Below are 15,461 nucleotides of genomic sequence, written 5' to 3'. Positions count from 1 at the left end.
CTCTTGACCGGGGGTGTAATCCCAGGTCAGCGCTGATGGACCGGGGCCCTGGGCGGAGGGCTGGACGCCTCGGCCGCCTCTTCGGCATGGCCCGTCCTGAGCCCGTGCGCGAAGCTGCGCTGCAAGCCCTCCAGCCGGTAGCGGGTGGGCAGATCGGCCACGGCGGGCTCGGCCACGGTCAGGAAATGGGCCTCGACCAGCTGCTCGCAGGCGTCCTCGACCGTGGCGAAGTCCTTGCCCATCACCGGGCACGCCAGATGGGCGTCGAACTCGGACACCGTCAGGTCGGCCAGGCAGCGCAGCACTTCACGGGCGTCCTCGGGCAGCGCGTTGTAGGACGCGGTGAAGCTGGCACGCACGCTCAGCGAGCTGTGGGCCAGCTCGTCGAGCCGCCGCCCCTCGTCGCTCAGCCGGTCCGCGTAGCGGCGCAGCGACCAGTGGGGCCGGGCGTTGAGCCGTACGGCGGCGGCGCGCAGGGCGAGCGGCAGCCCGCCGCAGTACCGGGCGATCGCGGCGGCCGCGGCCGGCTCCTGGGTGATCCGCTCGCTGCCCAGCAGCCGGGCCAGGAGCCGCACGCTGTGCCCGTGCGGCAGATCGGCGAGGTGCACGACGCGGGCGCCGAGCGGCGTGCTCAGCCGCCCTCTGCTGGTGAGCAGCACCGCGGAGTCCCCGCTGCCCGGCAGCAGCGGCTGCACCTGCTCGTCGTCGAAGGCGTCGTCGAGCGTGATCAGCAGCCGGCGCCCGGCGAGGGCGAGCCGGTAGACCTCGGCGCGCTCGTCGGGATCGGCCGGGATCTCGTCCGGGTCCGTCCCGAGCGCGCGCAGCAGCCGCCCCAGGACCGCGTGCGGATCCGCGGGACGTGCGCCGCTGCCGCGCAGCGCCGCGTACAACTGCCCTTCCGGGAAGGCGGACCGGAGCCGGTGGCCCAGCCGCACGGCCAGCGCGGTCTTGCCGACCCCGCCGCCGCCGACGACGACCACGGCGGGCGGACTCGTGGCCGAAGGGTGCGTCAGGGTCCGCTGGACCAGGTCGAGTTCGCGCTCGCGGCCGGTGAAGTCGGGCAGGTCCACCGGCAGCATGTGCGGTGCGGCGGACGGTGGCCTTACGAGAGCGGCCGCCGGGACGGGGACGGAATGCGTCCCGCCGCCGTACGGCTCCGTGCTCCGCTCGAACGTCGGCGCGGGAGCGGCCGTCTCGCCGCGCAGGATCGTCTCGTAGAGCTGCTGCACCCGCCGCGAGGGGTCGGTGCCGAGTTCCTTGGCGATCAGCTCGCGCATCGACTGGTAGTGCTCGAGGGCGTCGACGCTGCGCCCCTCCAGATACAGGGCGAGCATCAGGCGTTCGCCGAGCTGCTCGGAGAGCGGGTCGGTGAGCAGCGCGGCGCGCAGCTCCGCGAGGACGGCGGCGGGGCGCTCCAGCCGGATCTCGGTGTCCGCCCACTGGCTGAGCGCCTCGTGGTGCAGCTGCCGCAGCGTCTCCCGGGCCCGGGCCGCCCAGTCGCTGTGCATGCCGCCCAGCGCGTCGCCCCGCCACAGGGTCAGGGCCCGCTGGAGCAGCACGCTGCGTTCCTGGTCGCCGAGGGTCTCCTGCTGGGCGTCCTTGAGCAGGCGGCGGAACCGCACCAGGTCCACCGCGCCGGGATCCGTCGAGACCAGGTACCCGGCAGGCGACCTGACCAGGCCGATCGGCTCGGGCAGCTCCGCCGAGGCGAGGGCGAGCGCACGGCGCAGCCGGGTGACGTAGGTGTGGACGACGTTGCGGACCCCGGCGGGCGGCCGGTCCCCCCACACGCGGTCGACGAGGGACTCCAGCGGCACCGGCCGCTCGGGATCGACCAGCAGGGCGCCGAGGACGCTGCGTTGCCGTGCGGGGCCGATGTCGGCCAGGGCGTTGCCCGTCCACAGTTCTATCGATCCCAGTATCCGGAGCTCCATCGAAGACCACCCGTCCCTTCAGTGGCCGAAAAACTAACGCCGGCCGGTGCAGTGCTCCTCGATTCCTGCTCTGCCCCGACGGAGCGGTCCGTTCCGCTTGGCCGCCGGTCCGGGCCCGTCGGACCTGCGCCGTTCACGGGCGGTGCGCGCGCCGCGTGTGCGCTCCAGCGGAGCGCGAGGGACAGGCGAGGGGGGCGGCTTAGCGTCGGTTTTCGAACCGAACCAGCCACTGCCTGAAGGAGTTTTCATGGCCACCGAGGAGCACGCGTTCACTCTGCCCGGCGCGGACCTGCCGCAGCCCGACGAGGACCTGCGCAAGCGGCGTGAGGCGGTCGTCATCGAGCACACCGTCGCCGAGGGCGCCTGGGACATCGACGGAGTGATAGCGACGTTCCCGCGCGGCGGCGTGTACCGGGTCATCCCGTTCGAGGAGTCCCCGCTGATCGGTGAAGAGGCCATCAAGAAGGGCTACTTCGCCGAGCTGCAGAAGGCGTTCCCGGTCGCCGACCACAGCCTGTTCCACGTCCACCACACGCCGACCGCGGTGATCGTGGAGGCACAGTTCCGGGCCAAGCAGGAAGCGGACTGGCGCGGCATCCCCAACCACGGCAAGACCGTGGACGCACCCGTGGCGATCTTCTTCCACTTCGACGGCGACGTGCTCATCGACGAAACCCTCTACTTCGACATGGCCACCTTCGCCCGGCAGCTCGCCTGACCCTCGCGCACCCGGGGCGCCCCCAGGCGCCCCGGAGGCCCGGGCCCCGCCCCACCGCCGACCGACAAGGACCACCCATGAGCGTGTCCAGGACAGACCGGAAGAAGAAGCCGCTGCCGACCCACTCGGCCGGAGTGCGCCCGATCCTCCTCGAGGCCGCGGGCCTCACCCTGTCCGGCCTGCTGGCCGAGCCGGCCGACGGCCCGCCGCGGGCCACCGTCGTCGCCGTGCACGGCGGCGGCATGCTCGCGGGCTACTTCGACGGACAGGCCCACCCCGACCTGTCCCTGCTCACCCTCGGCGCCCGCCTCGGCTTCACCGTGCTCGCCCTCGACCGGCCCGGCTACGGAAGATCCGCGCAGCAGATCCCCGCCGGCATGACCCTCGGCGAGCAGTCCGCCGTAATCTCCGCGGCGCTCGACGCCTTCGCCGCACACCATGCCGTCGGACAGGGCTTTCTGCTGCTCGCCCACTCCTACGGCGGCAAGCTCGCCCTCACGACCGTCGCGGACACCCCCGGCCTGCTCGCCCTCGACGCCTCCGGCGTCGGCCACCGTTTCAGCGTCGCGCCCACCGGCCGGCGGCTCCGCCGCAACCTCGACTGGGAGCGCAACTGGGGCCCGCTCGGCCTGTACCCGGCGGGCACCTTCCGCGCGGCAGAAGCCCTGGTCGCCCCCATGCCCGAGCGTGAGGCCTCCGAAGTGGACCTGTGGCCCGAGATGTTCGAGGAACTGGCCCCCCGGGTCGACATCCCGCTGCGGCTGACCTTCGCCGAGCACGAGGGCTGGTGGGTGCACGAGGAGCAGGACCTCGACCATCTGGCCTCCCGGCTGTCCAAGGCGCCCGTGCTCCGGATCGGGCACCAGCCCCGCGCCGGCCACAACATCAGCCTCGGCCTGGCCGCGCGCTCCTACCACCTGAGCGCGTTCGCCTTCTTCGAGGAGTGCCTGCAGTCCGCCGCGGAGACCCGTCCGTGAACCCGAACGCCCACCCCGAAGAGGCGACATGACCGAGCCGTACGAACCGATGCCGGAGGACTGGCAGCGCGCGCTGTGTGTCGCCGCGCACCCCGACGACCTGGAGTACGGGCCCGCGAGCGCGGTCGCCCGGTGGACCGCGCAGGGCAAGTTCGTCGCCTACACCCTGGTGAGCCGCGGGGGGGCCGGGATAGCCACCATGGACCCGCAGGCCACCGCCGCGATGCGCAGCGGGGAGCAGGTGCGCGCCGCGGCCGCGGTGGGCGTGCGGGACGTGGAGTTCCTCGACCACCCGGACGGCACGATCGAGTACGGCCTGCCGCTCCGCCGCGACCTGGCGCGCTCGATCCGCAGGTACCGCCCGGACGTGCTGGTCACCATCAACTTCTACGAACGCTGGCGCAGCGGCGACTGGAACACCCCCGACCACCGCAACGTCGGCGTCGCCCTGCTCGACGCGGCGACCGACGCCGGCAATCCCTGGGTCTTCCCCGAACTGGCCGACGAGGGCTTCCCGCCGTGGGCCGGTGTGCGCTGCGTGGCGGTCGCCGGTTCCCCCGCGTCGGGGCACGCGGTGGACGTCACCGAGGGGATGGACGCCGGCATCGAGGCGCTGGCCGCGCACGCCGGTTACCTGGCGTCGCTGCCGCCGGACAACCCGATGGGCGACGTCGCCGCGTACCTCACCACCAAGCACAAGCGCTTCGGCGAACGCTTCCACGGCGTGCCGACGATGCCGTTCGAGATCATCGGCATCTGAGGCGGCGTCAGGAGCCGGCGGCGGAGAACAGCAGGCAGTAGTCGCCGGTGAGGCTCTCCGAGGGCGTGCTCCACTCGAAGTAGATCTCGCCCTCGAAGTCGAGCACCTCGGACAGCGTGTGCCCCACGTCGAAGGCGAGCGGGGTCACCTTGCCGCTGGAATCACGGAAGTTGCCGACGCAGACGGCGATCCGGCCGCCCGGGCGCAGATGCCCGCCGATGGTGCGGAAGACGTCCGCCAGCTCGTCGAGGTAGCGGCGGTACGAGCCGTCCATGGTGCGGAACGCGGTCAGCGGATTCTCCGGGTGATCGTGCCGCGCCATGTAGGGCGGGCTGGTCAGGCACAGGTCGAACTCGCCGAGTCCGAGCCGGTCCCACTCGCGCACGTCGCCCGCGAGGAAGCGGCTCGGTGAACCGGCGGGCAGCCGGGCGTTGCTCGACTCGACGCGCTGCTCCTGCAGTTCGATCCCCGTGCCGACGCGGCCGAGCCGGTCGGCGACGACGACGGTGGTCCCGTAGCCGGAGAACGGGTCGAGCACCGCGCCGCCGGGCGGGCTGAACGCCTCCACGACCGGCCGGATCTGCGCCTCGGTGAAGTGGATGTCGTTCCGCGCGCCCGGCGGCCGCTCCCGTGCCTTGTCCGCGCTGTCCAGGCGGAGCAGTCGGTCTGCCGTCATGAAGTCCTCCCGCGCTCCCGCGCGTTCTGTGCTCGTACGCCGAAGAAGACGAAGAAGACGACCCGCCTCCCGCCCCGCGGACGAGGCCCGCGGGGCGGGAGAGAGGTCGTCGTGGGTGCCGCCTCAGGCCGCGGCCTGCTCCTTGCGCGCCGGTGTGTAGTCGGCGTGGTCGATGGCGCGTTCCCACACCGACTCGAACGCCTCCTTGCACTGCCGGATCAGCTTCGGGTCCTCGGAGAACGCGTGCGGGCCCCACGAGCCGTCCCCGTGGAAGGTGGTCCAGCGCAGCAGGCGGTCGTCGAACACCCAGAAGTCGTTGCCCGGCAGCAGCAGGTCCGAAGCGTTCTGCCGCGGCAGCCAGCGCACCTTCTCGCCGGCGGGCACGTTGACGATCGAGGTGGTCTCCCACTCGTACTGGATGAAGTCGGTCACCGGCTCGGACACGATGCGCGCCCGACGCCAGTCGATGCCCCGCTTCACCGTCGCGTCCTGCACCAGGTCGACCCAGTCGTTGTGCCGGTCGTACTCGATCGGGATGCCCTTCTGCCAGTCGACGAAGACCGGGCCCTGCGGCGTGTAGACGTCCCGCATCTCCAGGTGAAGGGCGGAGTGCTCGGTCTGCGCGATCAGCTCGGCGAAGGCCGGGAAGTTGCTCGACATGCGGATCTCCAATCCAAGGTCGTACCGGGGTGAGGCCGCACCGGCCCCTTGTACGCGGTCGGTCGCCTGCTGGACTTCAGGGGCGCGGTCATCCGAATACACCGCCCTTCGCCGGCGCCCGCTGTGCGGCGGGCCCCCGGCCTTGCGCCAAGTTGACAGCTCCGTCCTCGAACCGGGCTAGAGGACCGGTCCGGGCGGCGACAGGGCGGCCGACGGCAACGCGGCGTCCAGGCGGACCGGTTCGGTGCCCACCGCCGCGACCAGGGCGCCCAGGCGGGAATCCGTCAGGTCCGTGACGTAGAGATCCTCGAAGCGCAGAGGTGCCCCGTCCGCCCGGTCGCCGAGCGGAAGCCCCGAGAGGTCGAGACGGCCGAGCGCGTCCAGATCCGTCCTGCCGATCTTGATCAGCGCCTCCTTGCGCACCCACTGACGCAGGAAGGCGCGGCCGGGGTCCGCGGCCGCGGTCACCAGGGCACGCTCGGCGGCGGTGAGCGCACGGTCCATGGCCCCGGGACCGTGGGTGCGCCCCAGCCGCTCCACGTCGATGCCCACCGGGACCCGACCGGCGGCCGCCGCCACCACGCCGTCGGTATGGGAGAGGCTCAGATGCACGTCGGGACGGCCCGCGAGCAGCGGCCTGCCGTGGTCACTCCCGTGGCACGTCGGGCAGTGCTGGGCGAAGGACACCTCGGCCGGGGCGATGCCCAGCAGCCGCCCCGCGCAGAACCGGACCAGGACGTGCGCGGCGAGGAAGTCCCGGCGGCCCTGCTCCCGGCGGAACCGCGCGAGGCGCCCCCGCTCACGGTCGTTCAGCAGATGTGCCCCCGCCGCGGGATGCCGCAGCACCTCGTCGGTGCCCGCGGCCACGGCCACCGGACCGCCCGTGTCAGCCATCCTCACGGCGCGGGTCGCCGTCAGCGGCCGTCGGCGCCGGCCAGGACCCGGTTCACCAGCTCGCCGACGGTGTGGCCGGCCAGCTCGGCGCGCCGGATGTTCACGCCGTACTCACGTTGCACCGTGACCAGAAGGTCGGCGAGATCGAGCGAATCGATCTCCAGGGTGTCGATGACGGTCTCCGTGGAGGTGTCCTCCTCCGGAATTCCGAGGGCGACGAGTTCGGTGCGGATCAGCCCGTGCACGGACTCCGCAGTCACCTCAGTGGACTGGGACATGGAGTTTCTCCTCATGGTTGCGCGGAAAGCGAGCCGCAGGCGATCTGGGTGCGCTTTCACACTCTCTCCAGTCAGACTCGATAAATCCTTGAATCGAACTGGAAGAAGGCTTGAGGAATTCCCGAGCGGCCCTTGAATTGCGTACGCGACCGGAGGGAGAGAAAGCACGCTTCGCCCGCGGAGTGCAGAGCGTATGCCCTGTTCAGAGCCGTGAGGCGGCCGGAACTCCGGATTACGACACTCGGCAGACCTTTTCTCTGAGATGCACGATTTACCACTGTGGCACCCGGCTCGTCACGATGTCCAGATCCGGGTCGGCCCACCGGAAAGAAGCCGCCGGGAGAGTATTGTCTACGCCGATCGGTCCGCGTATTGTCCGTGCAATGCATGATGACGTCGTAATCACAGGCATAGGTGCGCTGACTCCACTCGGAAATGACCGGGAGAGCAGCTGGGAAGCGATCGTGGCGGGCCGGTCGGGTGTCGGGCCCATCACCGCTTTCGATCCCACGGGTCTTGACACGCAGATCGCCGCCGAAGTGAAGTCGTTCCGGACTTCCGACCATTTTGACGCCAAACGTACCCGGCGCATCTCCCGGTTCACGGCGTTCGCCGTGGTCGCGGCGCGCGAGGCGGTGGCCGACGCGAAGCTGGACATCGACGACGACAACCGGGACCGGGTGTCGGTCGTGGTGAACGCCGGGGTGGCGGGCTTCGACACCATCGAGGCGGCCACCCGGCTGCTGGTCGACGGCAAGGTGCCGAGCTCCTACTTCGTGCCCTACTCGCTGACGAACATGCCCAGTTGCGAGGTGGCGATCGACCTCGGCATCCACGGCCCGGTCAACGCCAACGCGCTGGCCTGTGCGAGCGGCCTGTACGCGCTGCTGGACGCGCGGCGCCTGATCCTCTCCGGTGAGGCGGACGTGGTCGTCTGCGGCGGCACCGACGCGGGGATCACGCGGTCCTTCATGAACGGCCTGTCCACCCTGGGAGCCCTCTCCCGGCGCAACGACGACCCCACCCGGGCGAGCCGTCCCTTCGACGTGGACAGGGAGGGCTTCGTGCTGGGCGAAGGGGCGGTGGTCATGGTCCTGGAGTCCGCCGAGCACGCCCGCCGGCGCGGAGCCACCGCGTACGCCGCCGTCAGCGGTGGAGCGCTGACCTGCGACGCCTTCCACGTCACCGCCCCGAACCCGACGGGCGAGTACGCCACCGCCGCGATCAGGACCGCCGTCCAGCGGGCCGGGATCACGCCCGACGACCTCGACTACATCTGCGCCCACGGCACGTCCACCAAGGCCAACGACCGCACCGAGTCGGCGGCCATTCGCGCGGCGCTCGGCCCGGCGACGGACCGGATCGCCGTGAGCAGCCCGAAGTCGAGCGTCGGCCATCTGGTCGGTGGCGCGGGCGCCCTGGGCGCGATGGTGTGCGCCATGGCCATCCGGGACGGCGTCGTGCCGCCCACGATCAATCTGGACTCGGTCGACCCCGAGTGCGACCTGGACCATGTGGCCAACGTCGCGCGGCGGATGCCCGTGCGCACCGCGATGGCGAACGCCTTCGGGTTCGGCGGCCAGAACTGCGTCGCGGTGTTCAGCGCCCCCGAGGCCGCCTGAGGAGTTCCTGTCCACCCGGCAAGGGACCGCGAAGGACCCGAGCCACGGCAGAGGTGACGAAGTGCCCGGCAGCTGACGAGGTTGCCGGGCACACGTTGTTTTCCGCGCAGCCGCCCCCGCAGAGTCGTCGATGACCCCCGACCCGCGAGCGGCCGTTGCGAGAGGAGCCCCGAGTATCCGGGGCCGAGTGCGCTGAGCAGAACACACAGAAGAGAGAGTGGCAGTGATGCAGTTCGGCGTCTTCAGCGTGGGCGACAACCACAAGGACCCGGTGGCGGGACGTGCCCCGTCCGAGTACGAGCGGATCAAGGCGATGGTGGCCATCGCGGTCAAGGCCGAGGAGGTGGGCTTCGACGTCTTCGCGACCGGCGAGCACCACAACCCGCCGTTCGTACCGTCCTCGCCGACGACCATGCTGGGCTACATCGCCGCCCGCACCGAGCGGATCATCCTGTCCACGTCCACGACGCTGATCACCACCAACGACCCGGTGAAGATCGCCGAGGACTACGCGATGCTCCAGCACCTGGCGGACGGCCGGGTCGACCTGATGATGGGCCGCGGCAACACCGGCCCCGTCTACCCCTGGTTCGGCCAGGACATCCGCCAGGGCCTGCCGCTCGCCATCGAGAACTACGCGCTGCTGCACCGCCTGTGGCGCGAGCGGGTCGTCGACTGGGAGGGCCGCTTCCGCACCCCGCTGCAGGGCTTCACGTCAACGCCCCGGCCACTGCAGGGAGTTGCGCCCTTCGTGTGGCACGGCTCGATCCGCTCCACGGAGATCGCGGAGCAGGCCGCGTACTACGGGGACGGCTTCTTCGCCAACAACATCTTCTGGCCCAACGGCCACTACAAGCAGCTGATCTCGCTGTACCGGGAGCGGTACGCCCACTACGGGCACGGCACCCAGGAGCAGGCGATCGTCGGGCTCGGCGGCCAGACCTACATCCGGCCGCGCTCCCAGGACGCGATCCGCGAGTACCGCCCCTACTTCGACAACTCGCCGGTGATGGGCGGCGGGCCCTCCCTGGAGGCCTACGTCGACCAGACCCCCCTCTCCGTGGGCTCGCCGCAGCAGGTCATCGAGAAGACGCTGCGGTTCCGCGAGTACTACGGCGACTACCAGCGCCAGCTGTTCAACGTCGACGCGGGCGGCCTGCCGCTGAAGACCGTCCTGGAGCAGCTCGACCTGCTGGGCGAGTACGTCCTGCCCGAGCTGCGCAAGGAGTTCGCCAACCGCCGCCCGCCCGGTGTCGCCGACGGGCCCACGCACGCCGCCCGGGTCACCGCCGCACACCAGGAGAAGCAGGGATGAGGCTCACCGTCGTATCGGCGGGACTGAGCACCCCGTCCTCCACCCGGCTGCTCGCCGACCGGCTCACCGAGGCGACGCGCTCCCGACTCACCGACGCGGGGACCGGATCGACGGTCGAGGTGATCGAACTGCGCTCCCTCGCCCAGGACATCGCCGCCCGCCTCGTCTCCGCGTTCCCCTCCCCGGCGCTCGCCGAGGCCCTGGACAGCGTGGCCCGCGCCGACGCGCTGATCGCGGTCACCCCGGTGTTCTCCGCGTCCTACAGCGGCCTGTTCAAGTCCTTCTTCGACGTGCTCGAACCCGACACCCTCACCGGTACGCCCGTACTGCTCGCGGCGGCCGGCGGCACGGCCCGCCACTCCATGGTCCTCGACCACGCGCTGCGGCCGCTCTTCACGTTCCTGCGCGCCGAGCCCGTGCCCACCGCCGTGTTCGCCGCGTCCGAGGACTGGGGAGGCACCGGTGACGCGCTGACCGACACACTGCCGGTGCGGATCGCCCGCGCGGGCGCCGAACTGGCCGGCCGGCTGCTGAGCGGCGGGCCCGGCCGGGCAGCGGCGCAGGCGGAATTCATCCCGTTCGCCGAGCAGTTGGCGGGTCTCGAACGCCCCTGACCCACGGACTTCTGAAGCGGCCCGGCCCCCCTGACGGGGGCCGGGCCGCTTCGTCTTGTTCCCGAAAAGGACCCCTTCCCCATATGACATTTTCGCCGCCTTACTTTGTCGTATTCCCATTCCCTGCTCCGGTACGCGGAATTTAACGGCGGCACGTGACGAAGTGCGACTCCCGCCTTTGCCCGAGCATTAGAGAGCACCCAGACTCGAAGAGCAGAACCGGAAGTCTTATTCACTAGGAGGTCCTGGGTGACGATCAATGCGATCCCGGCACACCCGGCCGGGCTCGGCGAGGGTCTTTCGGAAACAGAACTGCGCCGAATACGGGGCCGCACGGCGCTGCAGCAGCCCGTGTGGGACGCCCCCGAACTCCTCGACAAGGCGCGCAATGAACTCGGCCAGCGACCGCCGCTGGTCTACCCCAACGACGTACGGACCCTGAGCCGCCTGCTCGCCGAGGTGGCCGCCGGCTCCCTCCAGGTGATCCAGGCGGGCGACTGCGCCGAGGACTTCGAGGAGTGCTCCGCCGAGCACATCCTGCGCAAGGCCGCCCTGCTCGACGCGGTGTCCGGCATCATGTCGCTGTCGTCGACGCGTCCGGTGATCCAGGTCGGCCGACTGGCGGGCCAGTTCGGCAAGCCGCGCTCCAAGCCGACCGAGATTGTCGACGGCGTCGAACTGCCCGTCTACCGCGGGCATCTGGTCAACCGTCCGGAGCCCACCCGGCAGGCCCGCCGCGCCGACCCGCTGCGGCTGCTGCTCGGCTACGACGCCGCGTTCATGGCCATGGACGCACTGCGCACCCGCGCGGCGACCCCGGTCGACGCGCCGGTGTGGACGAGCCACGAAGCGCTCGTCCTCGACTACGAGCTGCCGCTGGTACGCCGCGACGACCGCGGAGAGCTGCTGCTCACCTCGACGCACTGGCCCTGGATCGGCGAGCGCACCCGGCAGGTGGACGGCGCGCACGTCGAACTGCTCGCCTCTGTCGCCAACCCGGTCGCCTGCAAGGTCGGCCCCGGCATGCGCCACGCCGAACTGCTCGCCCTGTGCGCGAAGCTCGACCCGCGGCGCACGCCCGGTCGGCTCACGCTCATCGCGCGGATGGGCGCGGACAACGTGTCCGACGTCCTGCCCGGCCTGGTAAGGGCCGTGCGCGAGGCCGGGCACCCGGTGATCTGGCTGACCGACCCGATGCACGGCAACACCGTCACCGCGCCGGGCGGTCTCAAGACCCGTCTGGTGACGACCGTTCTGCGCGAGGTCGAACTCTTCCAGAAAGCGGTGCTCGAAGGAGGCGGCGCGGCCGGCGGACTGCATCTGGAAACCACGCCGCACGATGTCACCGAATGCGTGGACGACGTCGCGCAAATGGGGCAGTGCGGCGAGAAATACATCAGTTTCTGCGACCCCCGTCTCAACTCGGGCCAGGCGCTCGAGGTCGCCGCGTCCTGGCGTATTTAGCCGGGCCGACACCGCACATTGTCCGCAGCCCCGAGATTTGGAATCCCCATGAATGTCGATGAGACGGAAAAGAGGGTCGCGCTCGTCACCGGTGCGGCCGGAGGAATAGGCGAGGCCGTGGTGCGCGCCCTGGTGGCGCAGCGGACACCGGTGGCTCTGATCGACCGGGACGGCGAGCGGCTCGAAATGCTGGCCAAGGAGTTGCGCGCGGCGGGTGCCGAGGCCGAGGCGTTCCCGGCGGACGTGACCGACTCCGCGGAGGTCGAAGCCGCGATCGACGCCGTCGAGGAGCAGCTCGGCCCGGTGCGCTACCTGGTGAACGGGGCGGGCGTGCTCCGCCTCGGGCCGGCCAAGTCGCTCAGCGACGACGACTGGGCCACCACGTTCGCGGTGAACACCACCGGCGTCTTCTTCGTCTCCCGTGCGGCGGTCAACCGGATGGTGCCGCGCGGCGCCGGTGCGATCGTGACCATCGCCTCGAACGCCGCGGGCACCGCGCGGGTCGACATGTCGGCGTACTCCGCCTCCAAGGCGGCCTCCAGCATGTTCACCAAGGTCCTCGGCCTGGAGGTCGCCCGGTACGGGATCCGCTGCAACGTGGTGGCCCCGGGCTCCACGGCCACCCCGATGCTGACCTCGCTGTGGGACGACGAGAGCGCCGAGCGGATGTCCGTCGAGGGAGCGCCCGGCGCCTTCCGCGTCGGCATCCCGCTCGGCCGCATCGCCGCCCCCACGCACATCGCGGACGCCGTGCTGTTCCTGCTCTCCGACCGCGCCTCCCACATCACCATGCACGACCTGACGGTCGACGGCGGCGCCACGCTCGGCCGCTGACACCGGACGACACAGAGAGAGGAGCCCACAGATGGCTCTGCCCACCATCACGCCCTACCCGATGCCCGGCGAGGGGGATCTGCCGCACAACACCGCGCAGTGGACGGTGGACCCCCACCGTGCGGTACTGCTGATCCACGACATGCAGGAGTACTTCCTCGCCCCGTTCCCCCAGGACGAGTCGCCCCTGGTCCCGCTGGTCGCCAACACCGCGGCCCTGCGCGAGCGCTGCGCACAGCTGGGCATCCCGGTCGTCTACACGGCCCAGCCGGGCGACATGAGCCAGACCGACCGCGGTCTGCTCAAGGACTTCTGGGGCCCGGGGATGTCCGTGTCGCCCGAGCACAAGAAGGTGTGCGCCGAGGTGGCGCCCGCCGAGGGCGACACGGTCCTCACCAAATGGCGCTACAGCGCGTTCTTCCGTACCGAACTCCTGGAGCAGATGCGGGAGTCGGGCCGCGACCAGCTCATCGTGTGCGGTGTGTACGCGCACGTGGGCGTCCTCATGACGACGGCGGACGCGTTCACCAACGACATCCAGCCGTTCCTCGTCGGCGACGCCATCGCCGACTTCTCCCTCGAGTACCACCGCCTCGCCCTCACCTACGCGGCAGAGCGCACCGCCATGACGGTCACCACCAAGTCGGTGCTGGAGACGCTCACCCCGGCGCGGGAGGGGGCGCGATGACCCAGGAAGCCGCCCTCGACCGGGTCCTGGCCGCCGACCCGCCGCCGTTCGCCCTGCTGTACCGGCCGGAGGCGGCGGGCGCGGGAATCATCGACGTACTGATCGGCGAGTCGGCGCACGCCGAGACCCTGGCCGAGCTGCCCACCAGCGGCACGGCCGCACGGGCCGGCACCGGCCGCGCCGAGCACGAGGTGCTCGCCGTCGTGCCCTACCGGCAGCTCGCCGAGCGCGGCTTCGCCGCCGCGGACGACGGGGCGCCGCTGATCACCCTCGCGGTACGGGACCAGGACGCGGTGCCGCTGCGGGAGGTCCTCGACCGGCTGCCCGACGTGCACATCGACCTGGCCGACGGGCACTTCGACGTCGACGACAGCGCCTACGCGGAGGTCGTCGGGCAGATACTCGCCGACGAGATCGGCAACGGCGAGGGCGCCAACTTCGTCATCAAGCGCTCCTTCGTCGCCGACATCACCGACTACTCGCTCGCCTCGGCGCTCACCTTCTTCCGGCGTCTGCTCGAACGCGAACGCGGCGCCTACTGGACGTTCGTCCTGTCCACCGGCGAGCGCACCTTCGTCGGCGCGACACCCGAGCGCCACGTCAGCCTCTTCGACGGCCGCGCCGTGATGAACCCCATCAGCGGCACCTACCGTTACCCGGACTCCGGGCCGACCCTGGCCGGCGTCTCCGCCTTCCTGGCCGACCCCAAGGAGGCCGACGAGCTGTACATGGTCGTCGACGAAGAGCTCAAGATGATGGCGCGGATCTGCGAGAGCGGCGGCCGGGTGACCGGCCCGCACCTCAAGGAGATGGCGCGCCTCGCGCACACCGAGTACTTCATCGAGGGCCACAGCACCCGCGACGCGCGCGACATCCTGCGCGAGACGATGTTCGCGCCCACCGTGACCGGCAGCCCGCTGGAGAGCGCGGCCAAGGTCATCGCCAAGTACGAGCCCGCCGGGCGCGGCTACTACAGCGGGGTGGTCGCCCTGATCGGCCGCGATGCCGGCGGCGGCCCGACCCTGGACTCGTCCATCCTGATCCGCACGGCCGAGATCTCCGCCACCGGGCAGGTACGGATCGGCGTGGGCGCCACCCTCGTACGGGACTCGAGGCCCGAGGCCGAGGTGGCCGAGACCCGGGCCAAGGCGGCCGGGCTGCTCGCCGCGCTCGGCGCCGCGGAGAACTCGTTCGCCGCCCACCCCCAGGTGTGCGCGGCCCTCGCGCAGCGCAACGAGTCGATCTCCGGCTACTGGCTGCGCGACACCGCCGAGCGGGGGCAGGAGATTCCCGCACTGGCCGGGCGGCGGGTGCTCGTGGTCGACGCGGAGGACACCTTCACCGCGATGCTCGACCACCAACTGCGCTCGCTCGGGCTCGATGTGACGGTGCGCCGCTTCGACGCGGAGTACTCCTTCGACGACGGGTACGACCTGGTCGTGCTCGGGCCGGGGCCCGGCGACCCGCGCGAGGCGGACCACCCCAAGATCGCCCATCTGCGGGCGGCGACCCGGCAGTTGCTGGAGCGCGGCACCCCGTTCCTGTCGGTGTGCCTGAGCCACCAGGTGCTCAGCTCGCTGCTCGGTCTCGAACTGCGCCGCAAGGAACGGCCCAACCAGGGCGTCCAGAAGAAGATCGACCTGTTCGGCGCCGCCGAGCAGGTGGGCTTCTACAACACCTTCGCCGCGCGGAGCGACACCGACGAGTTCACCGCCGAGGGAGTGCCCGCCGCCGTGCGGGTCAGCCGCGACCCGGCCACCGGCGAGGTGCACGGGCTGCGCGGGCCCGGCTTCGCCTCGGTCCAGTTCCACCCCGAGTCCATCCTCACCGAGGACGGCGTGAGCATTCTGCGCTCCCTGCTCGCGTCCCTGCCGGCCGGCTGACGCCCAGCGGCCCTCTTGAACCGGTCGCGGGGGGGGGGGGGGGGGGGGGGGGGGGGGGGGGGGGGGGCGCGGGCGGGGGGGGGGGGGGGGGGGGGGGGGGGGGGGGGCGGGGGGTGAGTGCCGGTGGTCGGGTGCCGGTTGGGG

General features: G+C 71.4%; 15 protein-coding genes. 10 read left to right on the top strand and 5 right to left on the bottom strand.

The features are described 5' to 3' along the window. Positions 1-26: 26 nt before the first annotated feature. The gene (locus tag ACIREE_RS38065; protein WP_404163146.1) at positions 27-1,934 is read right to left on the bottom strand and encodes a BTAD domain-containing putative transcriptional regulator; all 1,908 of its coding nucleotides are present in this window, start codon (positions 1,932-1,934) and stop codon (positions 27-29) included. Between the two features lie 247 nt (positions 1,935-2,181). On the opposite strand from ACIREE_RS38065, the gene ACIREE_RS38060 reads away from it, so the two are divergent. The 3 genes from ACIREE_RS38060 (at position 2,182) to ACIREE_RS38050 (ending at position 4,389) form a co-directional block, all read left to right on the top strand. After that, a complete protein-coding gene (locus ACIREE_RS38060; protein ID WP_404163143.1) occupies positions 2,182-2,652 on the top strand; it encodes a nuclear transport factor 2 family protein in 471 nt (156 codons plus the stop codon). 77 nt (positions 2,653-2,729) lie between these two features. Next, the gene (locus tag ACIREE_RS38055; protein ID WP_404163140.1) at positions 2,730-3,629 is read left to right on the top strand and encodes an alpha/beta hydrolase; all 900 of its coding nucleotides are present in this window, start codon (positions 2,730-2,732) and stop codon (positions 3,627-3,629) included. A 28-nt stretch (positions 3,630-3,657) separates the two neighbouring features. Continuing rightward, positions 3,658-4,389 (top strand): PIG-L deacetylase family protein, encoded by a 732-nt coding sequence (locus tag ACIREE_RS38050; protein WP_404163137.1) that lies wholly within the window; start codon positions 3,658-3,660, stop codon positions 4,387-4,389. 7 nt (positions 4,390-4,396) lie between these two features. Here the strand turns inward: ACIREE_RS38050 and ACIREE_RS38045 are convergent, their stop codons facing one another. The 4 genes from ACIREE_RS38045 to ACIREE_RS38030 form a co-directional block, all read right to left on the bottom strand. Beyond that, complete coding sequence (locus ACIREE_RS38045) at positions 4,397-5,065, bottom strand: DNA methyltransferase (RefSeq protein ID WP_404163134.1); 669 nt, start codon at positions 5,063-5,065, stop codon at positions 4,397-4,399. 123 nt (positions 5,066-5,188) lie between these two features. Beyond that, complete coding sequence (locus ACIREE_RS38040; protein ID WP_404163132.1) at positions 5,189-5,725, bottom strand: DUF6879 family protein; 537 nt, start codon at positions 5,723-5,725, stop codon at positions 5,189-5,191. A 177-nt stretch (positions 5,726-5,902) separates the two neighbouring features. Beyond that, positions 5,903-6,619: a 4'-phosphopantetheinyl transferase family protein gene (locus ACIREE_RS38035; protein ID WP_404163129.1), complete on the bottom strand. Its 717-nt coding sequence runs from the start codon at positions 6,617-6,619 to the stop codon at positions 5,903-5,905. A gap of 20 nt (positions 6,620-6,639) precedes the next feature. After that, positions 6,640-6,897 (bottom strand): acyl carrier protein, encoded by a 258-nt coding sequence (locus ACIREE_RS38030; protein ID WP_404163127.1) that lies wholly within the window; start codon positions 6,895-6,897, stop codon positions 6,640-6,642. A 383-nt stretch (positions 6,898-7,280) separates the two neighbouring features. Here ACIREE_RS38030 and fabF point away from each other — a divergent pair, with 383 nt between their 5' ends. The 7 genes from fabF (at position 7,281) to ACIREE_RS37995 (ending at position 15,317) form a co-directional block, all read left to right on the top strand. Next, positions 7,281-8,519 (top strand): beta-ketoacyl-ACP synthase II, encoded by a 1,239-nt coding sequence (gene fabF / locus ACIREE_RS38025; RefSeq protein ID WP_404163124.1) that lies wholly within the window; start codon positions 7,281-7,283, stop codon positions 8,517-8,519. 226 nt (positions 8,520-8,745) lie between these two features. Further along, the gene (locus ACIREE_RS38020; protein ID WP_404163266.1) at positions 8,746-9,834 is read left to right on the top strand and encodes an LLM class flavin-dependent oxidoreductase; all 1,089 of its coding nucleotides are present in this window, start codon (positions 8,746-8,748) and stop codon (positions 9,832-9,834) included. Beyond that, positions 9,831-10,448, top strand: a complete 618-nt coding sequence (locus ACIREE_RS38015; RefSeq protein ID WP_404163121.1) for an FMN reductase — start codon at positions 9,831-9,833, stop codon at positions 10,446-10,448. The genes ACIREE_RS38020 and ACIREE_RS38015 overlap by 4 nt, the downstream gene beginning before the upstream one ends. A 249-nt stretch (positions 10,449-10,697) precedes the next feature. Next, positions 10,698-11,912, top strand: coding sequence for a 3-deoxy-7-phosphoheptulonate synthase (locus tag ACIREE_RS38010; protein WP_404163119.1), 1,215 nt, complete (start codon positions 10,698-10,700; stop codon positions 11,910-11,912). 48 nt (positions 11,913-11,960) lie between these two features. Continuing rightward, positions 11,961-12,746 (top strand): 2,3-dihydro-2,3-dihydroxybenzoate dehydrogenase, encoded by a 786-nt coding sequence (locus ACIREE_RS38005; protein WP_404163116.1) that lies wholly within the window; start codon positions 11,961-11,963, stop codon positions 12,744-12,746. 31 nt (positions 12,747-12,777) lie between these two features. Further along, positions 12,778-13,434 (top strand): isochorismatase family protein, encoded by a 657-nt coding sequence (locus ACIREE_RS38000; protein WP_404163113.1) that lies wholly within the window; start codon positions 12,778-12,780, stop codon positions 13,432-13,434. Further along, positions 13,431-15,317: an anthranilate synthase family protein gene (locus ACIREE_RS37995; protein ID WP_404163110.1), complete on the top strand. Its 1,887-nt coding sequence runs from the start codon at positions 13,431-13,433 to the stop codon at positions 15,315-15,317. Before ACIREE_RS38000 ends, ACIREE_RS37995 begins: the two co-directional genes overlap by 4 nt. The last annotated feature ends 144 nt before the right edge of the window (positions 15,318-15,461 follow it).

Source organism: Streptomyces sp. NPDC102467, from assembly GCF_044765445.1.
Lineage (GTDB): Bacteria > Actinomycetota > Actinomycetes > Streptomycetales > Streptomycetaceae > Streptomyces.
This window is presented reverse-complemented; position numbering and strand designations above follow the sequence as displayed.

Excerpts from the sequence above, each read along its gene's own strand:
- ACIREE_RS38045 (WP_404163134.1), bottom strand. The coding sequence starts at position 5,065 with ATGACGGCAGACCGACTGCTCCGCCTGGACAGCGCGGACAAGGCACGG.
- ACIREE_RS38005 (WP_404163116.1), top strand. The coding sequence starts at position 11,961 with ATGAATGTCGATGAGACGGAAAAGAGGGTCGCGCTCGTCACCGGTGCG.
- ACIREE_RS38065 (WP_404163146.1), bottom strand. The coding sequence starts at position 1,934 with ATGGAGCTCCGGATACTGGGATCGATAGAACTGTGGACGGGCAACGCC.
- ACIREE_RS37995 (WP_404163110.1), top strand. The coding sequence starts at position 13,431 with ATGACCCAGGAAGCCGCCCTCGACCGGGTCCTGGCCGCCGACCCGCCG.
- fabF (WP_404163124.1), top strand. The coding sequence starts at position 7,281 with ATGCATGATGACGTCGTAATCACAGGCATAGGTGCGCTGACTCCACTC.
- ACIREE_RS38040 (WP_404163132.1), bottom strand. The coding sequence starts at position 5,725 with ATGTCGAGCAACTTCCCGGCCTTCGCCGAGCTGATCGCGCAGACCGAG.
- ACIREE_RS38060 (WP_404163143.1), top strand. The coding sequence starts at position 2,182 with ATGGCCACCGAGGAGCACGCGTTCACTCTGCCCGGCGCGGACCTGCCG.
- ACIREE_RS38035 (WP_404163129.1), bottom strand. The coding sequence starts at position 6,619 with ATGGCTGACACGGGCGGTCCGGTGGCCGTGGCCGCGGGCACCGACGAG.
- ACIREE_RS38020 (WP_404163266.1), top strand. The coding sequence starts at position 8,746 with ATGCAGTTCGGCGTCTTCAGCGTGGGCGACAACCACAAGGACCCGGTG.
- ACIREE_RS38050 (WP_404163137.1), top strand. The coding sequence starts at position 3,658 with ATGACCGAGCCGTACGAACCGATGCCGGAGGACTGGCAGCGCGCGCTG.
- ACIREE_RS38055 (WP_404163140.1), top strand. The coding sequence starts at position 2,730 with ATGAGCGTGTCCAGGACAGACCGGAAGAAGAAGCCGCTGCCGACCCAC.
- ACIREE_RS38030 (WP_404163127.1), bottom strand. The coding sequence starts at position 6,897 with ATGTCCCAGTCCACTGAGGTGACTGCGGAGTCCGTGCACGGGCTGATC.
- ACIREE_RS38000 (WP_404163113.1), top strand. The coding sequence starts at position 12,778 with ATGGCTCTGCCCACCATCACGCCCTACCCGATGCCCGGCGAGGGGGAT.
- ACIREE_RS38015 (WP_404163121.1), top strand. The coding sequence starts at position 9,831 with ATGAGGCTCACCGTCGTATCGGCGGGACTGAGCACCCCGTCCTCCACC.